The 25,321-nt window shown below is 43.0% G+C and carries 24 protein-coding genes and 1 pseudogene; 9 read left to right on the plus strand and 16 right to left on the minus strand.

Annotated elements, in window-relative coordinates; translation table 11 throughout:
• Nucleotides 1-57 precede the first annotated feature (57 nt).
• Nucleotides 58-384 carry a heme-degrading oxygenase HmoA gene (hmoA, locus tag OWN49_RS15745; protein ID WP_003155696.1) on the plus strand — a complete coding sequence of 109 codons (327 nt, stop codon included), beginning with the start codon at nt 58-60 and terminating at the stop codon, nt 382-384.
• Nucleotides 385-416: 32 nt separating this feature from the next.
• On the opposite strand, the gene OWN49_RS15750 is transcribed toward hmoA, so the two are convergent.
• From OWN49_RS15750 to OWN49_RS15790, 9 genes are all read right to left on the minus strand, one after another.
• The gene (locus OWN49_RS15750; protein WP_077721920.1) at nt 417-1,106 is read right to left on the minus strand and encodes a YetF domain-containing protein; all 690 of its coding nucleotides are present in this window, start codon (nt 1,104-1,106) and stop codon (nt 417-419) included.
• Between the two features lie 114 nt (nt 1,107-1,220).
• Entirely contained in the window at nt 1,221-1,499 is a 279-nt protein-coding gene (locus tag OWN49_RS15755; protein WP_017419062.1) for a YesK-like family protein, read from the minus strand.
• A 30-nt stretch (nt 1,500-1,529) separates the two neighbouring features.
• The gene (locus OWN49_RS15760; protein WP_077721919.1) at nt 1,530-2,063 is read right to left on the minus strand and encodes a GNAT family N-acetyltransferase; all 534 of its coding nucleotides are present in this window, start codon (nt 2,061-2,063) and stop codon (nt 1,530-1,532) included.
• A gap of 88 nt (nt 2,064-2,151) precedes the next feature.
• A complete protein-coding gene (gene cotJC, locus OWN49_RS15765; RefSeq protein WP_003155700.1) occupies nt 2,152-2,721 on the minus strand; it encodes a spore coat protein CotJC in 570 nt (189 codons plus the stop codon).
• Between the two features lie 14 nt (nt 2,722-2,735).
• Complete coding sequence (cotJB, locus tag OWN49_RS15770) at nt 2,736-2,999, minus strand: spore coat protein CotJB (RefSeq protein WP_007408934.1); 264 nt, start codon at nt 2,997-2,999, stop codon at nt 2,736-2,738.
• Nucleotides 2,983-3,231 carry a spore coat-associated protein CotJA gene (gene cotJA, locus OWN49_RS15775; RefSeq protein WP_003155704.1) on the minus strand — a complete coding sequence of 83 codons (249 nt, stop codon included), beginning with the start codon at nt 3,229-3,231 and terminating at the stop codon, nt 2,983-2,985. The genes cotJB and cotJA overlap by 17 nt, the downstream gene beginning before the upstream one ends.
• Nucleotides 3,232-3,364: 133 nt before the next feature.
• The gene (gene ant(6) / locus OWN49_RS15780; protein ID WP_077721918.1) at nt 3,365-4,234 is read right to left on the minus strand and encodes an aminoglycoside 6-adenylyltransferase; all 870 of its coding nucleotides are present in this window, start codon (nt 4,232-4,234) and stop codon (nt 3,365-3,367) included.
• A gap of 176 nt (nt 4,235-4,410) precedes the next feature.
• A complete protein-coding gene (locus OWN49_RS19555; protein ID WP_194298557.1) occupies nt 4,411-4,713 on the minus strand; it encodes a hypothetical protein in 303 nt (100 codons plus the stop codon).
• A 179-nt stretch (nt 4,714-4,892) separates the two neighbouring features.
• Nucleotides 4,893-5,612, minus strand: coding sequence for a YebC/PmpR family DNA-binding transcriptional regulator (locus OWN49_RS15790; RefSeq protein ID WP_003155709.1), 720 nt, complete (start codon nt 5,610-5,612; stop codon nt 4,893-4,895).
• Between the two features lie 298 nt (nt 5,613-5,910).
• On the opposite strand from OWN49_RS15790, the gene OWN49_RS15795 reads away from it, so the two are divergent.
• From OWN49_RS15795 to OWN49_RS15825, 6 genes and pseudogenes are all read left to right on the plus strand, one after another.
• Nucleotides 5,911-7,917, plus strand: coding sequence for a T7SS effector LXG polymorphic toxin (locus OWN49_RS15795; protein ID WP_176283180.1), 2,007 nt, complete (start codon nt 5,911-5,913; stop codon nt 7,915-7,917).
• Nucleotides 7,918-7,921: 4 nt separating this feature from the next.
• A complete protein-coding gene (locus tag OWN49_RS15800) occupies nt 7,922-8,395 on the plus strand; it encodes an antitoxin YezG family protein (protein ID WP_077721916.1) in 474 nt (157 codons plus the stop codon).
• 153 nt (nt 8,396-8,548) lie between these two features.
• Nucleotides 8,549-9,247: pseudogene (locus OWN49_RS19470) on the plus strand (RNase A-like domain-containing protein); the annotation flags it as partial.
• 5 nt (nt 9,248-9,252) lie between these two features.
• The gene (locus OWN49_RS15815; RefSeq protein WP_176283177.1) at nt 9,253-9,552 is read left to right on the plus strand and encodes a contact-dependent growth inhibition system immunity protein; all 300 of its coding nucleotides are present in this window, start codon (nt 9,253-9,255) and stop codon (nt 9,550-9,552) included.
• 131 nt (nt 9,553-9,683) lie between these two features.
• Nucleotides 9,684-9,965 carry a hypothetical protein gene (locus tag OWN49_RS15820; protein ID WP_229153852.1) on the plus strand — a complete coding sequence of 94 codons (282 nt, stop codon included), beginning with the start codon at nt 9,684-9,686 and terminating at the stop codon, nt 9,963-9,965.
• A gap of 12 nt (nt 9,966-9,977) precedes the next feature.
• Complete coding sequence (locus OWN49_RS15825; protein ID WP_176283176.1) at nt 9,978-10,373, plus strand: immunity 22 family protein; 396 nt, start codon at nt 9,978-9,980, stop codon at nt 10,371-10,373.
• 1,000 nt (nt 10,374-11,373) lie between these two features.
• Here OWN49_RS15825 and OWN49_RS15830 read toward each other — a convergent pair.
• On the minus strand, nt 11,374-14,328 hold the full coding sequence (locus OWN49_RS15830) for an SIR2 family protein (protein ID WP_176283175.1): 2,955 nt from the start codon (nt 14,326-14,328) through the stop codon (nt 11,374-11,376).
• A 77-nt stretch (nt 14,329-14,405) separates the two neighbouring features.
• Here OWN49_RS15830 and OWN49_RS15835 point away from each other — a divergent pair, with 77 nt between their 5' ends.
• Complete coding sequence (locus OWN49_RS15835; protein WP_229153850.1) at nt 14,406-14,609, plus strand: recombinase family protein; 204 nt, start codon at nt 14,406-14,408, stop codon at nt 14,607-14,609.
• Nucleotides 14,610-15,109: 500 nt separating this feature from the next.
• Here OWN49_RS15835 and rlmD read toward each other — a convergent pair whose 3' ends face one another.
• The 3 genes from rlmD to OWN49_RS15850 form a co-directional block, all read right to left on the minus strand.
• Nucleotides 15,110-16,486, minus strand: a complete 1,377-nt coding sequence (gene rlmD / locus OWN49_RS15840) for a 23S rRNA (uracil(1939)-C(5))-methyltransferase RlmD (protein ID WP_176283174.1) — start codon at nt 16,484-16,486, stop codon at nt 15,110-15,112.
• Nucleotides 16,487-16,633: 147 nt separating this feature from the next.
• Nucleotides 16,634-17,545 carry a diacylglycerol kinase gene (locus OWN49_RS15845; RefSeq protein ID WP_020955460.1) on the minus strand — a complete coding sequence of 304 codons (912 nt, stop codon included), beginning with the start codon at nt 17,543-17,545 and terminating at the stop codon, nt 16,634-16,636.
• A 152-nt stretch (nt 17,546-17,697) separates the two neighbouring features.
• Nucleotides 17,698-20,841 carry an efflux RND transporter permease subunit gene (locus OWN49_RS15850; protein ID WP_101562797.1) on the minus strand — a complete coding sequence of 1,048 codons (3,144 nt, stop codon included), beginning with the start codon at nt 20,839-20,841 and terminating at the stop codon, nt 17,698-17,700.
• 128 nt (nt 20,842-20,969) lie between these two features.
• Here OWN49_RS15850 and OWN49_RS15855 point away from each other — a divergent pair, with 128 nt between their 5' ends.
• Nucleotides 20,970-21,818 (plus strand): TetR/AcrR family transcriptional regulator, encoded by an 849-nt coding sequence (locus tag OWN49_RS15855; protein WP_077721907.1) that lies wholly within the window; start codon nt 20,970-20,972, stop codon nt 21,816-21,818.
• Nucleotides 21,819-21,880: 62 nt separating this feature from the next.
• Here the strand turns inward: OWN49_RS15855 and gatB are convergent, their stop codons facing one another.
• The 3 genes from gatB to gatC are packed head-to-tail and all read right to left on the minus strand — an operon-like array spanning nt 21,881 to nt 25,087.
• A complete protein-coding gene (gene gatB, locus OWN49_RS15860; protein WP_176283173.1) occupies nt 21,881-23,311 on the minus strand; it encodes an Asp-tRNA(Asn)/Glu-tRNA(Gln) amidotransferase subunit GatB in 1,431 nt (476 codons plus the stop codon).
• A 13-nt stretch (nt 23,312-23,324) separates the two neighbouring features.
• Nucleotides 23,325-24,782, minus strand: a complete 1,458-nt coding sequence (gene gatA / locus OWN49_RS15865) for an Asp-tRNA(Asn)/Glu-tRNA(Gln) amidotransferase subunit GatA (protein ID WP_007408915.1) — start codon at nt 24,780-24,782, stop codon at nt 23,325-23,327.
• Nucleotides 24,783-24,796: 14 nt separating this feature from the next.
• Nucleotides 24,797-25,087 carry an Asp-tRNA(Asn)/Glu-tRNA(Gln) amidotransferase subunit GatC gene (gene gatC, locus OWN49_RS15870; RefSeq protein ID WP_003155732.1) on the minus strand — a complete coding sequence of 97 codons (291 nt, stop codon included), beginning with the start codon at nt 25,085-25,087 and terminating at the stop codon, nt 24,797-24,799.
• Between the last annotated feature and the right edge of the window lie 234 nt (nt 25,088-25,321).

The raw sequence follows: 25,321 nt of genomic DNA on the forward strand, positions 1-25,321 counted from the left end.
GAATCATTTTCATTTAAAATGTTGGATAAAACGTGAAAAGGATTGGAGAGCTGCCAGATGTTTGTGCAAATCAGAAAAATGACCGTAAAAGAAGGACATGCCGACAAAGTAATCGAACGCTTCAGTTCAGAAGGCGTGATTGAAAAGCAGGAAGGTTTGATAGACGTAACGGTTCTGGAAAAAAAAGTCCGCCGCGGTGATGAAGAAGTCGTCGTGTTAATCCGCTGGGAGTCTGAAGACCATTGGAAACAATGGGAAAAAAGCGAAGACCACATCGCGGCCCACAAAGCAAACCAAGGCAAGCCGAAACCTGATTATATGCTTGGAACGGATGTCGGTATGTATCATGTCAGAGCCGTTAAAACAGGCGTACACGAAAAATAATAAAGAGCATTTGCCCCAGGGCAATGCTCTTTTTAATTTTTCTCCTCATACGGCAGGACAAACAGCGGTTTATCGGGCTTCCATTCCGCATACAGCACGTCCTCCGTTCTTTTGATGTTCAGCTTTTTCAGCTCCTGAGTCAGCTGCTTTTCTTCCAGCCCGGCTTCTTTCAGATTTTCATACAGCACTTCGCCGTCAATAATCAGCGTGACCGGCAAAGAGACCTGCTTCGGCTTTATTTGCATGTCGCCGTTTTTCGTCGTGTCATATTGGAATTTCGGCAGGACGCTGACCATCCCGTTTGTTTCTAAAATCGCGTACTCCGCTTCCTGTATGGAAAAGCAATTCGCCTGTCTGAGAAGGCTTTGCAATTGATTAATGTCCAGCTTATTCTTTTTCAGCACATCATATTTCAGTTTTCCTTTATGTATGATAATACTCGGCTCGCCTTCCAACAGCTTTCTGGAGCTTTTTACTTTCTGCGTAATCAGTTCGATGAGATAAATTAAAACCCCCCATAACAGAGAAGCAAAAATGATTTCAATAATCCTGACGCCTTTATCATACACCGCATTTCCGACCAGTTCGCCGAGGATGAGCGCGGAAATAAAATCAAACGGCGTAATTTGCGAGAATTGGGTTTTTCCAAGCAATTTTAAAATCACAAATAAAATACCCAAGCCGCATACTAACTCCCAAGCCACTGTAAGTAAATGTCCCATATTCGCACCTTCTTCTTAAAAGTCATTACCATTATGGACATCCGCCTGTTTTCTATACAGCGGCCGGCAATACACAAAAAAACGCAGCCGAGGCTGCGTTTTTTTCACTTCTGCTTACTGTTTTTGATTCGATCTGACGACCCGTAAGCACACCTCAGCGGCATAACCGGCTGCCGCTCCGGAACCGGCAAACATCGCGGCAAGCCCTAAGCCCATTCCTTCCCAGCCGCCGACACCGAAAATGCTGTAAACAACCGTACCGAAAGCAGTCAGGCCCAGCACCGCCAAAAGGCACTCAGGCCACATCTTTTTCGGCCATTTCTTACGGAGCACAGCCGATACGGCAAAGTTAAGACAAAATGCGGCCAGACAGATCAGATAAAAAAACCCCATGTCTTTTGCACCTCCGTCATAAGGAGCTTTTTATTTACTCACCTTTTTTTCAAACAAATGATAACCCGGCGCGAGCCCTTTTGATTCGTAACCCATTCCGCTGTAAAACGACTGAAGCGCCTTGTTTTCGGCCACGCAGTCGAGCCGGATTTTCGTTTTTCCCGGACAAGACACACCCGTCTCCGCCCAAGTCATGATTGTCCGGCCGAGCCCCGCGCCTGCAAACCGCCTGTTAATCGCCAGCCGGTGGAGATATACGGACTCCTCATGTCCTTCATCGCCCCATAGACGTCTGTCCCACCCGCTTGCTTCGGGAAGCAGCATGACGACGCCGGCCAGCTCTTCATTCTGCCTGAATAAAAAAACATACCCTTTGGCGATCGCCTCCCGCATATTGTGGGTATCTTCCCCTTGCAGAAGGCCGTTCCACTGGTTCGACCCTTTATCGCGAAGCCATTCTGCCGCTTGCACGAGCAGATCCATAACCTCTTCTTCATCATCCTTCCGGGCGGAGGTGGCCCGGAATGCCCCCGCCTTCTCCTCCGTAATCGTAAATGGTGTCATAAAATCCTCCTGTAATCAGAATATTTGACACCTTTATTATAGACCAAACGCAGAAAGGAAAAAAACAGCCGTCATGTTTGAGGGCCGTTTAAAAAATTTTCTTCTTATCACGTTCTTCTTTTAAAATCTCAACCGCTTCCCTGAAACGCATAGAGTGAACGATTTCACGCTCACGCAGAAAACGGAGTGAATCATTCAGGTCAGGATCATCGGAAATATCAATAATCCATTGATACGTCGCTCTCGCCTTTTCTTCAGCCGCAATATCCTCATATAAATCAGCAATCGGATCTCCCTTCGCCTGTATGTAAGACGCTGTGAACGGAACTCCGGCCGCATTGTGATAAAACAGCGCGCTGTCATGGTTGACGTAATGATCACTGAGCCCTGCATCACGCAGCTGCTCCGGTGTCGCATCTTTTGTCAGCTTATAAATCATCGTCGCAATCATTTCTAAATGCGCAAACTCCTCCGTGCCGATATCCGTCAGCAGGCCGATCACCTTATCAGGAATCGTGTAGCGCTGGTTTAAGTACCGGAGCGCTGCGGCCAATTCGCCGTCCGCCCCGCCGTATTGTTCAATGAGAAACTTAGCCAGCATCGGGTTGCATGTACTCACTTTAACCGGATACTGCAGCTTTTTTTCATATACCCACATTTACAGATCCCTCCTTATACTTGCCATGGCCAAGGACCGCGGCCCCAGTCCCATTGAGCGCCGACCTGACTCACGCCGAATTGCAGAAGCGGTCCGTACTCAGGCTCAAACCGCTTTCTCAGCTGTCTTGAGTACCGGGAATATTCATGAAACTGCTGAAGCGCGAGACGGTCATGGGGATGCGTATCCAGATAAAGCGTCAGCTCCACCAAGACAAAGTCCGCCGCCTGAATTTGCTCCAGCAGCCGATAGTATTCATCATCAATCTTTTTCGCCATATTCGATTCCCCCCCGATAAGGATTATCATAGAAATCGTAAAGATCCTTCCAAAGGGTTCCTTTTCTCAATGCCTCCATCGGAGAAAACTGCTCCAAGTGATACGGCTGAAACCGCATATAAAGATGCGGCGGCGTTCTGTAGTATTTTCTTCCGATCGGCGGGCAGGGATCAAACCGGCTGTGGAAGGGTTTATAGGATTTGACCGGTGTAAACGGCTGATTTTCTTTCATTACGATCCTCCTTTCCTAAACACATGACCTTAATAGGTATGAATCCGTATCGGCATTTATGCCCTGTAAGAAAATAAAAAAAGCCCGTTAAAAACGGACTCAATGCAGCTCATCTGGAATTTGAAGTAAAAAATCATAATGAAAAATCTGATTGAAAGCGCTGATAATGTTTAATTGTATATTCCGTAATTTGCTGATCATATTCAGGATATTCATATCTCAATAAAACAGCCACTGACGTTGAATATGCTCTGAAGAGATCCTGGCAGTCAAACAATGCCTTCCACACGCTTTCATACGTATTGCCGACATAAGTATTCAGCAGAATTTCCCAATCTTTCGCATTCATGTAATGTTGAATATACTTATAATTCTTCCCTACACTTAATGAAAACTGATGCTCTATCCCGATATTCCACGCAATCATACGCAAAACATTAGGCCTTAAAATGTCATTCATATGATCCAGCGCAAACAGTATTTCTTTACGCATTAATCCTTTAATCACATAGGTTGAAACCATCCAAAATTCATTGCAGCAATCATCAAACTCTCTGGGGGTCGGTTTCTTTATATGATATTGTTCATCACTCGCAATCATCTTACTGTTGATTCGGTCATCCTTGTCTAATACTATTTCCGCCAAACCATCACTCTGTGTAAAATAATCCTCTGTTTGACTCAGAGGGATCAAAGTTAAGTCGATTTTATGATGATCTTTAAAAAGCATGAGATAGGAGAACCAGTCTCCGAGTTCCGGAGGGAAAAGTTCCATATCTTCAGGTTTTTGCATCATCATTCTTTCGCCAAACTGATCCAGCCAGCTTTCGTCAGATGTGAAAGAGTCCATATCGGTCACAAAATAAGAAATATCATAGTCTTGAAATTTGTCTCTCGGTACATTTTTATTGGTTCTTGATCCCTCTAAAGTGACAAGACGGATTCTCTCGTCCTTCATCGCAATATCAAGAATCAATTTCATCATTTCGTCTTCACTTCTCACATGTAAAACCTCCCGATAAAGAGATTTTTACAGATCATGCTTTTCAGTTTATAAACAACTTGCTCATGATTTACAGAAAAGTCCTATGTACTTGATGATTTTGCTCCAATCGTAACACAGCTGCAAGAACATGAGAAGAGCACTCTTGCTGTTCCAAGAGTGCTTTTCCCGAATGGTCAGATAAATTGGCTGTCCCGATGATGATGATGATGGAACGGGTAGCCGCCGTAGCCTCCGCCATAGCCGCCAAAACCGTACCCCGGATATCCTCCGAAGCCGCCGTAGCCGCCAAAACCGCCGTAACCGCCAAAACCGTATCCCGGGTAGCCGTAGCCTCCGCCGAAACCGTATCCCGGATATCCTCCGAAGCCGCCGTAGCCACCGTAGCCACCGTAGCCTCCGTAGCCGCCAAAACCGTACCCCGGGTAGCCTCCGTAGCCTCCATAGCCGCCGCCGTAAATCGGTCTTCTTTCATTCATGATTTATCGCTCCTTCACATAGGTTACAGTCCAGTTTATGACATGCGGAAGGAAACGTATGGGCATCCGCCCAGTTTTGGTGAAATAATCAATAATTGCTTACGGAGAAATACGATACAGGCCGGCCGCATAAGCAAAATAAAAAGGCCGGAACTTATGCCGTCCCGGCCTTTTTGTCTTTATTCGCCTAAATCCACATTGTGATAAACCTGTTGTACGTCTTCGAGGTCTTCCAGCACATCGATCAGCTTTTCAAATTGAGCTTTCGCATCTTCCGGAAGCTCGACTTCATTTTGCGCAAGCATCGTCAGCTCCGCAACCGTGAACTCTTCAACGCCGGCATTTTTGAATGCCTCCTGTACGGCATGGAATTGATCAGGCTCGGCATATACGATAACACTGTCATCCTCTTCCAAAATATCGCGCACGTCCACATCAGCTTCCATCAGCAATTCCAGCGCTTCATCCGCCGTCTTGCCTTCAACGCCGATAACGGCGGTCGCATCAAACATGTAAGCGACAGACCCGCTCACACCCATATTTCCGCCGTTTTTCCCGAATGCGGCGCGCACTTCAGGCGCCGTGCGGTTTACATTATTCGTTAACGCATCAACGATGATCATTGAACCGTTCGGCCCGAAACCTTCGTAACGCAGCTCGTCAAAGTTCTCCTCCGCGCCGCCTTTCGCCTTTTCAATCGCACGCTCAATAATATTTTTCGGCACACTGTACGTCTTTGCGCGCTCAAGCACCACTTTTAACGCCTGGTTCGATTCCGGATCTGGCTCGCCTTGTTTTGCCGCCACATAAATCTCACGGCCGAACTTCGCGTAAATCCGGCTCGTATTTGCGTCCTTTGATGCTTTCTTTTCTTTAATATTGTTCCACTTACGGCCCATTTTGTTCCACTCTCTTTCACGAATTGAATCTGTATGATAAATACTCTGCTTCTATTATACCTCAGCGGTTGGGTTGTTTCGAGTGTAAGACATTAGAAAAAACAGGCACGCTTAAAATCACCGGAGCGCAGTAAGCCGAATTTGAGGATTATTGTACAAAACATAAAAAAGCCCCCTTCATACAGGAAGGAAGTCGCAAGCCAAAAGATTCATTTTATTCTTATTACCTATTTCCTACACTGTATATCCTGACTCACGTGGTAAAATTTTGATATCGAATAAAAGAAAGGATATGGTCATGAAAGTTTTCGAAGCAACCACCCTCCTGGCCGCCGCCAAAAAGCGCGCGGGTGAATACAAAGAACTGCGCGGTCAGATGGTCAACCTGAAAAAAGCGTTTCAAGGCATGGCTGACCTCGGTGACGGCGATTTCTCAGGCCGGGGCGCCGACAACATCAAAGCTTTTTTCAAGGACCACGCCGGCGTCACAGACAGCTGGCTTGATCTGATCGATATGAAAATCGCATTTCTCACAAGCCTTCCCGGCAAGGTCGAAGACGCCGGACTTTCCAATTCGCATGTGGAGGAATCTTTCCTGGAGCATGAGCTCACCCACGCCCTCAGTAAATCAAAGGCGATTATGGAAGAGCAGAAAAAAGACATGCGCTCCATCCTCGGTGAGATCGAAGACATCATCTCGCTTGATCTGTTTTCAACCGAAAGCACAGATCAAAAGCTGTCTTCAGCTGACAAAAAAAGAAGCGAAACGATACATAAACTCGGCAAGCTTGATCACGATCTAACAAAAGAATACGCAGAAACCGAAGCAAACGAACAGTTCATCCAAGCCGACTTTCAACAGCTTCAAAACGCTACGGGCAAAGGAAAAAACGCCACGCCGCTTCACTACAATGCCAAGGCATACCGAGAAAGCGACATCCATAAGAAAAAAGGCGATATCGCAAGACATTCGGATGCTTATTTGAAGATGAAGAAAGAGGAAGCGAAAGAACGAGAGATTGAAAAACTGAAAGAAAGACTGAAAAACTACGATTATGCGAATGCCGATGAATTCTACTCAATGGCCAAAACAATCGGCTATAAAAACCTGACAAAAGAACAGAAGCGCTACTTCACTCAAATTGAAAACACGCGTGAACTCACAGACGGATTCAAAGGCGTTGCCGTCGGCCTTTATGATTCCGGAAAAGACGCGGTCACAGGCTTATGGGATATGGTCACAGATCCGGGCGGAACGGTTGAAGCCATTACAGGAGCGGTGGCTCACCCGATCAAAACGTATGAAGCCATTTCAGCGGCAATCGAAGAATCGTACCAAAAAGACATGGTGAATGGCGACACCTACTCCAGAGCAAGATGGGTATCATATGCAGTGGGCACCGTTGTGACATCAGTCCTCGGCACAAAAGGCGTCGGAGCCGTCTCAAAAACAGGCACAGCCGCCAAAGTGACAACCAAAGTCAAAACAGCAGCAAGCAAATCCGCCGCAGCACAAAAAGTGATAACGGTCTCAAAACAAACCGTTGATCACATCAAACAAAAAGTAAACACAGGCATGGAAGTATCAAAAAAACGTGTCAAAACCAAGTTAAATCAAATTGGAGATCTCACCCTGGCTGATATTCTCCCCTATCATCCGCGTCACGACTTAGTGCCGGCAGGCGTTCCTTACAACGCAGTCAACGGGGTCACACTTAAAGAGGGACTGCAGAAATTCGCCAAGGTCATCCTGCCGAAACCGTACGGAACCTCCGCAAGCGGCAGACGGACACCGGCACCGCATGTACCGCCGGTAACGGTCAAATACGGCGAGCATTTTGCGAAATGGACCAGAAAGAAAGTATTGAAGCCGAATGTCATCTACAAAACAAAAGAAGGCTACACGTACACCACTGACAACTATGGTAGAATTACAAGTGTCAAAGCAGACTTACAGCTGGGAGAAGCAAAACGCAACCAATATGCACAGTCAAAAGCAGGTAAACCAGACCGTCTGACAGATGACGACGGAGGTCACCTAATCGCCACCCAATTCAAAGGCTCAGGCCAATTTGACAACATCGTGCCGATGAATTCTCAGATTAATAGGAGCGGCGGGAAATGGTATAAAATGGAGCAAGTGTGGTCAAAGGCATTAAACGGAAAACCTCCTAAGCAAGTAAAAGTTAATATAGAACCCGTTTATCAGGGAGATTCACTAAGACCTGTATTATTTAATGTTGAATATAAGATAGGTAATCGTAGAGCGAGACAAGTTACTATAGAAAATAAACCAGGGGGTTAATCTAATGGAAACAAAAAAGATGGAAGTGCTATATCAAAAGATTGCTGAACAAATTAATGATATGATCCCTTCCGAATGGAGCAAAGTTGTTCTTTATGCGGAAATACTAGACGGTTCCAGAGAAGTGTATTTTTTCTTTCAAACACCCGAAAACGATGAATATATATACTCTCATGACATTCCAGAACAATTTCAAGTTAGTAAAGAAATTTATACAGAACTATTATTAGATCTTCAAGAGTTATTTAAACAGTTACACAATGAATTTAAAGAAAATAATCCTGAAGCATGGACAAATTTGACACTGAATCTTGAAAGCTCTGGAACGTTTTCAATTGATTATGACTATGAAGATGTTATTGAGTCTGATTTGGACGAATACGAAAGACAAATGATTTGGGAGTTCAATAACTTGGGTATCTTCCCCGAAGATGAAGAGGACAAGGAATTTGTTAAGGATTATCTAAATATTAAGTAATGGCTTCGAGAATAATGATAAACAAAACAGGCAGCATCCAGTAAACGGGTGCTGCCTGTTACATCGTTATGTATGGTCTGAAGAGGTCATTTATTTTGTTTTTTAAATATGAAAATAGATATGACGGTAAATATGATGGCTGTAATGACAATGACCTACAAGCTCGCCAAAACAGGCGCCGCCAAAGTGGATAACGTCTTGGAAGCCGGTGAAAAAGCGACTGCAAAACATGTAAAAACCGGGATTGAAAAAGGACAAAACTACATCAATTCCTTTTCGAAAAACAAGTACGAACCCGCGCTTGCCGGAATAGCACAGGATATTGAAAATACTCACAATGTGAAGAATACGCCTTTATTGAAAAGTATTATTGAAGAGCAGAAAGAGAGTGTTCTCAGAAAATCTGTGAATTCTGGCAATAGCGATATACATAGTGTTAAACAAGGAGACAGCAGTCCTCTCGCACCGGGTGGGGGTTTAGCTGCTCACGAGGCAAAAGGCGGACACCTTATAGAAAGACATGTTGGTAAGACTGACCAAGAACTCCTGAAAAGGCTTGAAAAAAGCAAAATGAGTAACAAGAAAATATCCGGATCATCATCTTTTAAGGATAGAGCAACTGCAGAAAAGGTTGCTAATATTACTTTATTAAATAATAAAGATAAAATAGAATAATGGTTAAATAATTATGATGTGAAAAAACCTTTAGTTCTCTCCTATAAAGGATCAGAAGTGTTAGGCAGAGGAATTACCAAAGGCTCAGCCGAAATTTCTGACTTAACTAATGCTAAAATTATATTGAAAAAGAATAATGATGGTAGCTTTATATTAACAGGCTATCCCACGAGGTGAAATCAATGATTGAAACAAATATTTCTGAACCTGCATTTCAATTTTTAGGAGGTATTTTCCATCAAGATATAGACACTCCTGAGTCAGCTCTAGAAGAATACTTAGCAGAGATACCTAAAAAAGAACAAGAAAACGATGTAGTAGCACTCAAAACGTTTATAAATAGCGATTACCCAGATGAAGAAAAAAATAATTTTATAGACGAGTCTGCAGATGGTGTAGATATCAATAGTTACGGACTATCCCCAATACTATGGCTCGGACAAGTCATTCAAAAAATCGAAAAGAATATTGAGGCTTTATAGATTCAGGGAAACCCTATTCCTATGTTTGCACAGTCTCTGATAAGTTTCTTAATCTTTCCCAACTTAATGAACTTTGGGCAGATAAAAAAGTTAGAAGAGCAATTGAAAGACAACTAAGAGCACCCAGCGGCATGCACGAATGGCATTTAGTTTCCCGAGCTCCTTCCTTTAAACATTGGAATATTACAGCGGAACAAATAAGAGATTTAAGAACTGCCATAAACGAAGTTGAGTTCGTAAATCCTGTTGGTAAACACGGGGGATTGGGTTCTACAGCTGCCCATAATGAATTGCTAGGAATTATTGATTCCTCTCTAAACTATAATATATTTGTCCGCAGATTGAATAATTGGGCAAACTATAGACTTAAAGGTGGAGTGGAAGCCCTGCCAAAAGGATTGAGGATTAAATAATAGGAGGTTTATATGGAACGCCAAAATTACGTATCATTGTGGATTGGAAGTATAAAGGATAATGAATCATTAAGTAAATATGTTGAATTAGTTTACAATGAAGATGAAGGTGATTTTCTTCCTTCACAATTTTTAATTGACTTTGATATAGATATCGATGATTTAGATGAGGATTTTATAGAAAAAGTTGCACATGAAAATAATCGTAACAATTTACCTGCACTAATTGACGGCTGTTCATACGATAGTGTCATCTTACCTCGTTTCGAAAACATGGTAGGTATCGCACTCCCTGAACAAATCAATGCTGCTGTTCTTTTATATAATTTTGAATATGACGGCAGGGAGAAAGAAATAACTGCAAAAAACTATTCATTTAAATTTATTGGTGCAGTTTCCTATGTTTAAGTGGAATTTAAAAAGGATAAGACGCAGCTTAGGCTGCATCTCTTTTTCATAAGTTTACGATGACAAGGTGATAGAATGTTTTATATTCAAACTCTCATATGTAGACCAAACAAAACCATAACCAATTTATCTGATTTGCCTAATAAGACCGATACATATTTTATACAAATTGATAATTTCCATGAACTAAGAGAAGTAAAACCCGATCTTGATTTCAACTATATAAACGGAGCCATTCAATTCAAATATAGGAATCAGTATATGTTGGATGGTTATATATCGGGACCTAGTTGATCAGCTATAGGCCTATTTACTGAATATAGTGGAAGAAGTTTTAAATAGTGGAAAAGAGAAACCTATTTTCCAGATCGTCCTTTAAGAATCTCAAACATTTAATGCTTTATCACCTTGACACATAATATAAAATCTATTGCCTAAACAAGCATTTTTCATTGCTCTACCAACAGGGACTCTGGCGTTTTTTGAATCGATGGACAGAGTTTATGATTTTCACTACCACTATGAATGAAACAAAATAAAAGACTTAAAAAACAAGATAAGAGAAAGCAAAGTTTAACCAATTAAAAGAAATTGTAAACCTTTTAGAAAAGATAAATAACAATGGTCAAACAAATATACTGCCTGTTGAAGAATTCAAAGAACAACAAGACAACCTAACCGACTTATCTGTATTATTAGCCGCCATGGACAAACTTCTCAAGAAGAGTGAACACACTAATCCTAACAATGTTCAAGATGTTGATAAACTTCTGCTTGAGATCCCCAAAATGATGACCTCACTTGAATGGCATATATCAGAAATTAGTGATTTAAATATAAATTTATTTAAAAAAGGCAACACCCCACAAAGAGGTTAGCTGCCCTTCTCTAAGTTCCAGTCCAGCCACACACTCCACATGCGTAGAGAGCTAGGTGTAGACAAATCATAGCAAATTTTCTTGAGCAGTGGAATTCGCCTTTAGTAAAGATTTACAACGAGTTAGATAAAGTGGTTCATTAAAATTTCCAAATACCTCTTATCATTTGAGTTTTTAACTCTTTCTTTTAGTACCTCAATCACATGATGTTTCATATGTTTATTTCCAGCGATTTTACCAAGTAATTTATCATTATAATTTTTTAGCCACGAAGGTATAAACTTTTTGTAATCAAAGTTCTCTGGGTCTACAAAAAAGTCATACTGATCATCCATTCCGATAAATTCTTCCATTTTTGAATTATTTATTTCCTCAAGAAAATACCATAGACCAAAGGTACTCATATAGTCGTTAGAAGAAAAAGTTTGTATCCCCTTTTCAACAATATAATTTGCTTTTCGTGTCTCCAGATATTCAATAATTAATTCTTCATACTCCGGAGTGAACTCATCAATTAAGCCTATTCTAATCCCATTCATTAAATCATTTATATTTTCAACTTTTTTAAAACTTAATAGATGACTTTTTGCATTAGTGGAAAGTATGGGTAATAATTTAAACAAAAAATCAAATTGTTTTTGCTTATCTTGTGTTAAACATAAGGTGATTTCTGATAATCTTTTTGAAATGAAATTCTTCTCAAAATGCTTAATTAAAGCACCATAGTCCCTGGAATATAAACCATTTGATGATACCTCTGAATAATTTTGATCAATATGTTTCTCTGCATGTAACACTAGAAAATCATCAATAATTGAAATTATTGACTTAGGTAAACCATTAAATTTAGTTAACCTCTCTAACCATACATAGCGTTTTCCTATATCCAAATCTCTCTCAGGAAAATAAAACAACAATGCTTTCACTATTTTCCCAAGTCCCTCTTCAGATAGTTTTACATATTTAGCAAAATAGAGTGCTGCTTTTGCTTCTGAAATAAACTGAGTATAAAAAACGACGTTCATTCCATTAGCAGAAAATTGCTTAGTAATTTCTTCTGCTATACCAACTAAGTATTCTTCTATTTTTTCCTGTTCACCAAACTTAATTTTATCAATTGAGCAACTTCTCTCAAGGTTCTTTATGTCATCAATTTTAAAGTTTCTTGATATATTAACAAAATCGTAATATTCAATAAAAAAACCTGTTTTTGTTCCAAAAAAAGAGAATCCTAATTCATCTATATCCCTCGTTCGCTCATATTCAGCCTTTTCAATTAGTAGGCTCATTGAGTTTCGCATATATTGATGAAATTCATGAAAAGAAACAGACCATAAGCAATTTTCATATAAAAACCGTAAATTATCATAAAGCCGAAGAAGAACAACAATATCAGACGACATTCCAAAAGAATAAGATCCTTTACTCATTTCAGAACGCACTTTATTAGTCAACTCAAAAAGTTTTACAGTATCATCATATAAAAACTGATTATCACTTAAAAACTCAAGTATCTTATATTTCTTTTGAAACTCAAATGACATACCATTAAACAAATCACCGATACTAAAATTTGTCATTTCTCTTTCGATCCTAGCAAGAAAATCATCAGTAAATGGTTTATAATTCCTCCCGAATATTAATAAACCAGAACCATTAAACTGCGTTACAGCTTGTGTTATTGATTGATAGATCCTATATCTATTTATTTGTGATAGATAATATACACACCAATTTGGCTCATCTTCTATAGAATTTAAGATGATTTTTGAATAAAGGTCATAGGATTCCTCCCACCTACCTAAACACGCAAGAAAAAATGCTTTTTTATAATCATCCTCAATACTTACCGATTGTTCTTCAATAAATTTCTTCATTTCATCATATTTGCCGTGATACGCCAAACTATTAATCTCTATTGAAATATTTAGAGTACTTGCATCTTTCGCCATACAGATAACTCCATTCTTCTCAAAGAAATTAGAAAGAGCATTAAACCTTTCAGATTGTTTTTTGGAAAGTTTACTTCTCTCATTGCAGCTCTCTCTTAATTCAAAAAAACGCTCCATGTAACCAAATCCCTTATTCTTGTGCCGAACAACAGTACCATTGACTTCAAAGTAATAATCGTATTCAAAGACATGTTTGAGATCAATTTTACGAATATACTGAAGGGCAAATAATGGGCTTATTTTTCCGTATATATAATCAATTACTTCGTCATCTTTAGTGATAAATTTATTTTCTTTTGATTCAATAAGAAGATCCATTACTGCTGAATAACGTTCTAAATAATCATATTCATTACTATCTACCAAACTAGCTGCATCAATTATTCGTAATCCTTTATTTTCGTAATAGATTGAAGTCTCAATTTCAATGGGCGAAGGATCTGTTCTAATAAAAAACGGTTTATGAAAACTGTCCTTTTGTAACTTTTTTACCCAATTTAACAACATATTAATATTATAATCTCCTAAACCATAACCTATAAAAACAATGGTATGCGTTGCAATTATTGTCTTCATGAGATTACTGATAAGAGGATAATTCTGATCATAATTCAGATAGTCATCTTCCTTTAAAACTACATTTTCCCCTTTAAAGCCCCGTCTAAAATCCCCATGAACCTTTAGTAAATATCTTGATGAAGTAGCATTAGCAACGTCTTCTTCAGCACTTATTACACTAAAATATTTCCCTCTCTTCCAACATGCAGTATCAATCAAATTATCATAATTAGTTGTAATTACATGTGCTGGGTTCATAGCTAATATCTTGTCATGTATCGGGTTCGTAGGCTTATCTACCTGAAAAAAATCTTTTAGTATACCATCAAATGTCATTTCACCTTTGACATTATAAAATATTTGAGGAATTCGAAGATATTCATCAGAAGAATAGTTTTCTTTCTTTGGACTCCCATAGAGCTCTTCATGATACTTATCTACCAACCTCCACCATTGAGGATAATCTGAAAGTGTTGAAACTCCCGCGCCAACAAAAAAGACAAGTTTTCCATTCCTTGAGGATTCTGTGATTTCTTTTATACATTCAACTACATTATTGTCCAACATGAGAAACACCTCTTTTAATTTTTCTCCGTACCTTTTACTTTCCAAATCTACCTTCACCATCAACACTGCCAGTTATCGTGCTACCTTTTATAGTTGAGAGGATCAAATTGGTTCAACAAAAGGAAATTTCAATTAGTGTAACAACTGAAAAGCGTAAAAAGATTAATCCAGCAAATTACGTTGTCATCGAAAACACTCATAAGTCTATTATCTCAAAAGATGATTTTCATGTTGTTCAACAGTTAATCTCTGAAAGAAAACGCAAACGGACAATAAGCTAAAAAACACCCACTAACAAATATTTCCTCCTTGTGCTGATTGTAGTAAGAGAATGTACTATAAAGCCAATCGTAAGGGATATATTTGTGGGGCATAAAATAAGTATGGTCATACAAAATGTTCAGATCATCATGTAAGAGAAAATGGACTGATTGAAGCAATTTCAAATGATATAAAGCAAATGTTTTCAACACTCTCTACAAAATCTATTCAAAAAGACATTGATAAAAAGGCTGCAAACAAACTTAATTCAGTGGGATCACAAACAACCCACTAACATTCTCAAGGAGATAGAAAACATAAAGAAAGACAAAACGGCTGCACTTGCAGAAAAATACGGGGTAAAGCCCAACAAGAAGAATACAGATTGCTCATTCAGGATAATGGTATCCAACTCGCTAAACTAAATAAGGAAAAGTTAAAATTAGAAAAGGGATTACTTCAACAAAAACAGATGGGAGTCCGAGAATCCATTACCGATTCTCGGACCCTTATATATCTTCTATTTTTTTACGAGCAATGCACAACACTCCACATGATTCGTATGCGGGAACATATCCACAGGCTGCACTTCGAGCGTCGCATACCCGCCATCCTCAAGCACCCTCAGGTCTCTTGCAAGCGTGCCTGGATTGCAGGACACATACACCACCCGCTTCGGTTTCATGTCGATGATCGTCCGCAGGAGGGCTTCGTCGCAGCCTTTTCTTGGCGGGTCGACGACGAGGGTGTCGGCCGTGATGCCTTCTTCGTACCAATTTGGAATGACGGTTTCCGCTTCTCCGACTGCGAATTCCGCGTTTGTGATGCCGTTCAGCTCAGCGTTGCGTTTCGCATCCTCGATGGCTTCCGGCACGATTTCGACGCCGTACACTTTTTTCGCCTGCTTCGCCAGAAATAGAGAAATGGTACCGATGCCGCAGTAGGCGTCGATGACGGTTTCTTCTCCTTGCAGCTCTGCGTACTCAAGCGCTTTGTCGTAGAGCACTTTTGTCTGTTCCGGGTTGACCTGATAGAACGATCTGGCGGAGATGGCGAATTTGACGTCTCCGATGAGGTCGTAGATGTATTCTTCGCCCCAGATGACGTTTGTTTCGTCCCCAAAAATGACGTTTGTTTTATTTGGGTTGATGTTTTGCACGATCGATTTGACGTGCGGGAATTGCGCCGTAATGTCTTTGATGATCTTCGCTTTGTGCGGAAAATCGCTTGTTCTTGTGATGAAGACGATCATCATTTCGCCCGTGACGACGCCGTATCTGACCATGATGTGGCGAAGCCAGCCTTTGTGGCGTTCTTCGTTATAGGCTTTGACACCGTATGCTGCACAGATGTCTTTGACGGCTTGGACGGCTTCATCGTTTTTGGATTGCTGAATCAGGCAGGCGCTCATGTCGATGATGTCATGGCTTCTTTGCTGATAGAATCCGGCGACGAGTCCGCCTTCTCTTTCTCCTACCGGCACCTGCGCTTTGTTTCTGTAGTTCCACGGGTCTTCCATGCCGAGCGTCGGGTGCACGGTGACTTTTGAGAGGTCCAGCTTGCCGATCCGTTCTAAGACGTCTTTGACTTGTTTCTGTTTAAACAAGAGCTGGCCTTCATAGGTCATGTGCTGAAGCTGGCAGCCGCCGCATTGTTTGTAGATCGGACACGGGGCATCCGTTCTGTGCGGGCTTTCTTCCTTCAGCTCGATCAAACGGCCGAAAGCGAAGCCTTTTTTGACGCGTGTCACTTTGATTTGCGCTTTTTCGTCAGGCAGGGCGTTCGGCACGAAGATCGGGAAGCCCTGAACCTTTGCGACGCCCGCTCCTTCATGCGTCAAATCCTCAAATGTCACGTCATAGTATTCATTTTTTTCTATCGGGGGTTTCATTTTCATCTATAATCACCTCTCGTTTTACCAAAAGCCTTGTTTCAGCGTGCTGGCAAACCTTCAAATTCAATGTCAGCCTTCAAAGGTTTCCGATCACGCTGAAAAGATGACAAAATCCTAAAACGAATACTGTTTTAGGATTTTGTCCGCGTATTAGTCATCCAGCTGTTCCGCTTTCTCCTTCGGCATGATGACGTGAATATGCCGATACAGATTCACGAATTCGCCCGGCAGCATGCCGCCGTATTCGCCGTCCAGGTTCAGCTGCATCTTTTCTGATACATTGACTTTCACACGGTTCGCTTTTGTGTAAATAATGTGCTGATCGTTAATATGATCGCCTCTGAGCGCCATGCTCGCGACTCTGATAAACTCCGCGAGATTGGCTTTTTTCAAAATAATTAAATCAAACATGCCGTCATTCAGGCTGGAATCAGGGGCCAGCTTCTCGAATCCGCCGACCGAGTTGGTCAGCGTCACTAAAAACAGCATAATTTCGCCTTGAAACAGCTTGCCGTCATATTCAATCTCGACTTCTGTCGGTCGAAGTGAAGGCAGCATTTCCATTCCCTTTAAATAATAAGCAAGCTGGCCGAGCATCGTTTTCAGTTTGCTTGGCACATCGTACGTCAGCTCCGTCAGACGGCCTCCGCCGGCGATGTTGATAAAATACTGACCATTCACCTGTCCGATGTCGATCGGGCGGGCCACGCCGTTAATGACGGTATCAGCGGCATTCAGTATATTCTCTCTCGGAATGCCCAGCGCTCTGGCGAAATCATTTGTCGTGCCGACCGGAATGATGCCGAGTGTCGGGCGTTTGTCTAACGGCGCAAGACCGTTGACGACTTCATTAATCGTTCCGTCTCCGCCGGCTGCGATAATCAGGTCAAACTCCCGCAAAGCGGCTTCTTTTGCGGCGTGGGTGGCATCCCCCGCGCATGTGGTGGCATGGGTGGAGGTTTCATAACCGGCTTGTTCAAATTTTTGCAGGACCTGGGCAAGATTTTTCTTAAAAAGCTCCCGTCCTGAAGTCGGATTGTATATTATGCGTGCACGTTTCATTATCTCATCATCCTACTTAAGAGTATCCGATCCATTATTAACACTAACAACCTTTAATTATACTATGACTTGAGAAAATCGCAACAATATGTACAGGAATTGCCAGAAGAAAAAAGGCCCCGGCTCCGTTTAAGGAGCCAAGGCCCGCTGTCTTACTCTTCTTCCGTTCCAGGTTTTTTCTTACGGAATTTCGCTAATACTTCATATACGATCGGCACAATCAGAAGAGTCAGCAGAGTCGAACTGATTAAACCGCCGATAACGGTGACACCGAGTCCTTTAGAAATGACTTGGCTTCCGCCTTCAAAGCCCAATGCCAATGGAAGCAGGGCGCCGATTGTCGCGATCGCCGTCATCAGAATCGGACGCAATCTCGTAGAGCCGGCTTCCAGGAGCGCTTCTCTCGTCGATAGGCCTTCCGCTTCTTTATGGATGACGCGGTCAATTAAGACAATCGCGTTTGTGACGACGATTCCGATCAGCATCAGCATACCGATCATGGCATTCAGACTGACCGTCTCTCCGGATACATACAGTCCGACTAATGCGCCGATGACTGTAAACGGAAGCGAGAACAGAATCGCAAACGGCGCTAATGCTCCGCCGAACGTGATCACAAGAACGAGGTATACGATGGCGATTGCGGCAAGCATCGCTAAGCCGAGTTTCGTAAAGGAATCTGCAATATCCGCTGATACACCGCCGGTATCAATGGATACATTGTCCGGCTTATCCAGTTTGTCAACTTTCTTTTGAACGGCTGATGACACCTTCGTGACGTTGTCAGAAGTGACGGTTGCCGTTACGTCAGCGTACACTTTGCCGTCGCGTTTGGAAATGGTATCGGATGTCGTGCCGTTTTTCACTTTCGCCACATCGCCGATTTTTACTTCTTGGCCTGCAGGCGATGTGATGGTTTTATCCTCTAATTCTTTTACACTCTTATACTGGTCTTTTTCTGTTTTGATGTTGACGTCAAGCTCTTTGCCGTCTTTTTTCACCGTTGTCAAAGGAGACTGTGACGTTTGGGACATCAGGGCTTGGGAGATTTGCGAAGCCGTCAGGCCCTGCTTGCTGAGTTTCTCCTGGTCAGCGACGAACGTGTACTCATCATATGTGCTGGAAAGGCCTGAGTTGACGTCTTTCAGATCCTTCTCCTTTTTCATGATGCCTTCGATGTCTTTGACCGTGCCTTTAATATCAGACTCTGAATCTCCGTACACATAGTACGTTAATTCGTTGTTGTTGCCTGACGAACTGAAATTTTGTGATTTCCATTCGCCGCGGCTGGATGTTTTTTTGATTTCTTTTAAGACATTGTCTTTTTCTTTGTCAAAATCAGGCGTGTCATCCTCGTATTTCACGTAGAACAATGCGCCGTTTGAACTTCCGCCGAGCGGACTTTGCGAGCCTAAAGAATACTGAACGGTATCGACATGTTTGCGTTTAAGCAGCATGTCTTCCGCTTTTTGGGCAGCTTTTTCAGCTTCGCTTTTCGTTTCGCCCGGTTCAGGCGTGTATGTGAGCTGCATCGTTTTGTCCGCTTGCGCAGGCAGGTAGCTCGCGCCGATCAGAGGTACGAGGAACAAACTTCCGACAAGCATCAGAACCGCGATGATAGATGTAATCCATTTATGGCTTAATGACCAATTCAGCACTTTTTTATAGAAATTGGCCAATCTGCCCGGCTTATGCTCTTTCGCTTTAACAGGTGCGCCTGTGAGCGATTTTTTGAATAAGCTGTGCGCAAGCATCGGCACCAGTGTGATCGAAATCAACAGTGATGCGGCAAGCGCGAAGACGATTGTTAAGGCAAACGGCATAAACAGTTCACCGATCTGTCCGCCGACCATGGCAAGCGGCAGGAATACGGCAATGGTTACGATCGTTGATGACATGATCGGTTTAAACATTTCTTTCGTCGCTTCACGCACCAATTGCTTCCCGCGTAAAGGTTCATCTTTCAGCCTCATGCGGCGGTAAATGTTTTCGATCACGACAATCGAGTCGTCGACTACCCGTCCGATGGCGACCGTCATCGCACCGAGCGTCATTATGTTCAATGTGACATCAAGCTGATTCAGCACAAGAAGCGCAATCAGCAGTGACAGCGGGATGGAAACGATAGAAATCATCGTTGATTTAATATCTCTTAAGAATAAGAGAATGATCACGACCGCAAAAATCGCGCCGAAAATCGCTTTGCTTAACATCGTATCCACTGACTCTGTAATCGGCTCTGCCATATCAAGAGTCGAGCTGTACTTGAACCCTTTATGGTCTTTTTTGTATTGATTCAGTTCATCTTTAATCGCATCGGCCACTTCTACCGTGTTGGCGTCATTGGCTTTTACGATATTAATTCCGATGCTGTCCTTTCCGTTCGTGCGGGAAATGGATTCAGCTTTTTTCACATCTTTAATGTCGGCAATGTCAGAAAGCTTGACTGTCGGCACCCCTGCTGACGCGCTTTGCTGTGCCTGCTGCATAGCCTGAGCGTCCGCCGCAGATGCCGCACCGGCTCCGCCCGCTTGACCTTGAGCGGCAGAAGAAGATGTGACCGGAATTCTCATATCTTTCAGATCTTTAATTGACGTAATATTTCCGTTAACGACAACTGATTTTTCCTTGTTGCCGAATGTGTACAACCCAAGCGGCGTATTGACGTCAGAGCCTTGGATCACTTTCTTGACGGTATCTTCATCAAGTCCGTACTCTTTCATTTTTTTATCTTTGAAAGAGAATTCCACCTGCTCTTCCTGCTGTCCGGAAACTTGTACGGACGCAACGCCCTGAATGCCTTCAAGCTTAGGAACGAGAGTGTTTTCCACATTTTTAGTCAGATCTTCAAGCGAGCTTTTGCCGCTTGTCACACTGAGCGTCAAAATCGGGAAAGAGTTGAGACTGTAACGGGAAATGTCAGGTTTTTTCGCGTCATCAGGAAGGCTGACACTGTCCAGCGCTTCAGCGACTTCGGTTTTCGCCTTGTCCATATCCTTGTTGTAATCATATTCAATCATAACCGATGAGACGTTTTCAGAGGATGTGGACGTTACGACGCTCACTCCTTCTAAATTCTGCACCGCCTGCTCGATCGGTTTTGTCACGTCATCCGCAACTTGACTCGGAGCAGCTCCGGGATAAGTCGTATTTACTGAGAGGTAAGGCATGTTGACGTCCGGTATGGATTCCTGCTTCATATTCATACCGGCATACAGCCCTGCTACAGTAACGATAATCGTCATCAGCCAAACTGCGAATTTGTTCTTCAGTACAAAGTTAATAATGTGGTTCATCATGTCCTCCGTTAATTTTTATTGACTGACTGGTCATTCTATATAATACTAAACGGTATAACTCAACATCGTCAACTAATAAGGCAGTAAATTTTTCTAAATTTTTCAGGATTAAGGGGAAGCACGTCATGAACGAAAAAAAAGAGAAAATCATAAAAACAGGCATCCATTTATTTGCCAAAAAAGGGTTTTCTTCAACAACCATTCAGGAAATCGCCGGTGAATGCGGAATTTCAAAAGGGGCCTTCTATCTTCATTTTAAATCAAAAGAAGACCTTTTGCTCTCAGCATGTGAGTATTACATCGGCATGTCTATGGAAGAAATAAAGAAAATCAAAACAGAACATCAGCATAAATCGCCTAAGGACGTATTCCGAAAACAAATCGCTTATCAATTCCAGGAATTTATGGAGCACAAGGACTTTATCATTCTCTTGCTGAGCGAAAAGGTCATTCCTGAAAATCAAAAGGTCAAACAGTATTTTCATGAGGCCAATATTCAATTTAACATGCTGTACCGGGATGCTTTGCTCTCCGTTTACGGAGATGCCGTCATACCGTTTATAGCGGATGCGTCCGTTATGGCGCAAGGAATAGTGAGCTCCTATATTCATTTCTTGATTTTTAATGAACATACGGCATTCCGGACGGAAAACGTGGCGGCCTTTCTGATTGCCAGAATCGATGACCTGATTATGGGACTGATAAGAGACAATCCCGATCCGCTGCTGCCTGAGGATATCTTCACTCAGCCGGCGGCGGACAGAGAAAGACTGCTTGCGGATATTCAAAAGATAAAAGCACAGCAGGGGCTGCCTGAGGACGTCCTCGTATCGCTTGAAGTCATTGAAGAGGAATACGCAAAGGAAGAGCCGCGAAAACCGATTATTAAAGGAATGCTATCCAACTTGGCAGGCAGCGGAAATGAGCAGATTGAAACGCTGCGGGCTTCCATTGAAACCTATTTCAGCTTATAAAAAAAGAGACCGGCGCTTACCGGTCTCCGTGTCAGCAGCGCCCTTTCAGACGGCTGCTTTTTTTATCGTTTTTTGATTTCTTCAAGTAAGATTTTGTTGACCATCGGCGGGTTGGCCTGTCCTTTTGAGGCTTTCATAATCTGCCCGACAAGGAAGCCGATCGCGCGGTCTTTTCCGTTTTTGAAGTCTTCAATTGACTGCGGGTTGCTGTCAAGCGCATCTGTTACCAGCTTCAGAAGCACGCTTTCGTCAGAAATCTGCACAAGGCCTTTTTCTTTGACGATTTTTTCTGCGTCGCCGCCTTTTTCAATTAATTCTTTAAAGACTTTCTTCGCGATTTTGGACGAGATGGTTCCTTTTTCAATCAGCTTAATCATGCCGGCAAGGCCTTCAGGAGTCAGTGCGACATCCGCAAGCTCTTTTTGTTCGGCGTTCAGGTAAGCTGAGACTTCACCCATCAGCCAGTTTGATGCCTGCTTGGCTTCCGCGCCTTTATTGACCGTTTCTTCGAAGAAATCAGCCATTTCTTTCGTCAGCGTCAGAACCATTGCGTCATAAGCCGGCAGACCGAGCTCTTCGATATAACGCTTGCGGCGCTCGTCCGGAAGCTCAGGAATGGTTGCTCTTACGCGTTCTTTCCATTCGTCATCAATGCAGAGCTCGACAAGGTCAGGCTCAGGGAAATAACGATAGTCGTCCGAACCTTCTTTGACACGCATCAAAATGGTTTTTTTCGTCGCTTCATCGTAGCGGCGCGTCTCCTGCTGAATGACTCCGCCTGACAGAAGCACCTGCTCTTGGCGTTTTTCTTCATGCTCAAGTCCTTTTTGCACGAACGCGAAGGAGTTCAGGTTTTTCAGCTCCGTTTTTGTGCCGAATTTCTCCTGGCCGATCGGACGGAGGGAAATGTTGGCGTCACAGCGCAGTGAACCTTCTTCCATTTTACAGTCGGAAACACCTGTGTATTGGATAATTGATTTCAGCTTTTCGAGATATGCGTAAGCTTCCTCCGGTGTGCGGATATCCGGCTCAGATACAATCTCGACAAGCGGCGTGCCCTGGCGGTTGAAGTCAACGAGGGAATAGCCGTCGCCCGTATGCGTCAGTTTTCCCGCATCTTCTTCAAGGTGAAGACGGGTAATGCCGATTTTTTTCGTTTTTCCGCCGACTTCGATTTCAATCCAGCCGTTTTCGCCGATCGGCTTGTCAAATTGAGAAATTTGATATGCCTTCGGGTTGTCCGGATAGAAATAGTTTTTCCGGTCAAACTTCGTATCCGTTGCGATTTCACAGTTCAAAGCCATTGCGGCTTTCATCGCGAATTCGACCGCTTCTTTGTTCAAAACGGGCAGCACGCCGGGATAGCCGAGGTCGATGACGCTCGTTTGGGTATTCGCTTCCGCGCCGAATGGCGTCGGTGAGCTTGAGAAAATTTTAGATTTTGTTTTTAATTCCACATGGACTTCAAGTCCGATTACCGTTTCAAAGTTCACTTCATTTCACCCCTTACAGTTCAGGTTTCGCTTTATGATGATCTGTTGCCTGCTCAAAAGCATGAGCGACGCGGTATACAGTGCCTTCATCGAAGTGTTTTCCGATGATTTGCAGTCCGAGCGGCAGTCCGTCCGCAAATCCGCACGGCACGCTGATTCCCGGCACACCCGCGAGGTTGACAGGGATCGTTAAAATATCGTTGGCGTACATTGTGAGCGGATCGCTGGTTTTTTCGCCGATTTTGAATGCCGGTGTCGGCGTTGTCGGTCCGACGATGACATCGTATTTCTCAAATACGTCTTCAAAATCTTTTTTAATAAGCGTGCGCACTTTTTGCGCTTTTTTGTAATACGCGTCATAGTAGCCGGAGCTGAGCGCGAAGGTGCCGAGCATGATGCGGCGCTTCACTTCGTTGCCGAAGCCTTCTGAGCGTGTCTGTTTATAAAGGTCAATCAGGTTGTCCGCATTGTCTGAGCGGTAGCCGTAGCGGATGCCGTCAAAGCGCGCAAGGTTTGCAGACGCTTCGGAAGAAGACAGCAGATAATACGTCGCAAGCGCGTATTTGCTGTGCGGCAGAGATACTTCTTCCCATGTCGCTCCGAGGTCTTCAAGCACTTTTAAAGCGGCTAAAACCGATTCTTTCGCTTCTTTGCCGACGCCTTCTCCGAGATATTCTTTCGGCACGGCGATTTTTAAGCCTTTAATATCGCCAGTTAATGAAGAAAGAAAGTCCGGCACTTCGACATTGGCGCTCGTAGAGTCCATTTTGTCCGGGCCTGAAATCGCCTGAAGCAGGAATGCGTTATCTTCTACGGTTCTTGTGATCGGTCCGATCTGGTCTAATGAAGACGCAAAAGCGACCAATCCGTAACGTGACACGCGTCCGTATGTAGGCTTTAATCCGACGACGCCGCAGAAAGAAGCCGGCTGACGGATGGAGCCGCCCGTATCAGATCCGAGTGAAAACGGCACTTCGCCAGCTGCAACCGCAGCTGCGGAACCGCCGCTTGATCCGCCGGGAACCGTATCGAGATTCCAAGGGTTTTTCGTCGCTTTGTACGCGGAGTTTTCAGTAGAAGAACCCATCGCGAACTCGTCCATATTCAGCTTTCCGATCGTGACGGCTTCAGCGGCTTGAAGACGCTCCACAACCGTCGCATCGTAAATCGGATCGAAGTTTTCGAGGATTTTGCTTGAGCATGTTGTGCGAAGCCCTTTGGTCACGATGTTGTCTTTGACGCCGATCGGCATTCCGAAGAGAAGACCGTGTTCAGACCGTCCGTCAACCGCTTCGTCAAGTTCTTTCGCGTAAGCGCGGGCTCTTTCTTCATCAAGCTGTAAAAATGCCTGCACCTTATCATCCACGGATGCGATCCGTTTGTAAGATTCATCAACAAGATCGGAAATCTTGATTTCTTTTTTATGTATCATTTGTTTCAGTTCTGTGATTTTGTGATCAAATAATGACATACTGTCTCCCTCCTTTAATCCAGAATAGATGGCACACGGACATAGCCGTCTTTATGATCGGGAGCATTTTTCATGACATCCTCGACCGGAAGGCCTTTACCCGCTTCATCTTCTCTCATTACGTTTTTCATTTTCAGCACGTGTGTTGTCGGTTCCACGTTATCCGTGTCCACTTCATTAAGCTCCTCGGCAAACGAGATGATGCTGTCAAGCTGTTCTGTGAACATTTCAGCTTCTTCATCCGTAATGGCGAGTCTCGCCAAATGAGCGACATGCTTTACTTCTTCTATAGAAATTCGTGACATAAGATCCACCTCCGCATAATTCTCCGTTTCGTCATATAATACTGATCATATCAAAAACGAGCCCTCTAAAGCAACAAAACGCCGCCTTCTGAGGCATGATGAAACCCTCTCTATTTTATCCTAAATCGGGGAGAAAGAGAAACGAATTATATGTCAGAAAATTTTTACTTTTATAATTTATTGGTAGCGTTTTCATCTCTAAGCTGTTCTATGTTGGCGGGGATTTTTTCCTTG

It is taken from the genome of Bacillus sp. NEAU-242-2 (assembly GCF_027853835.1).
GTDB lineage: Bacteria > Bacillota > Bacilli > Bacillales > Bacillaceae > Bacillus > Bacillus velezensis.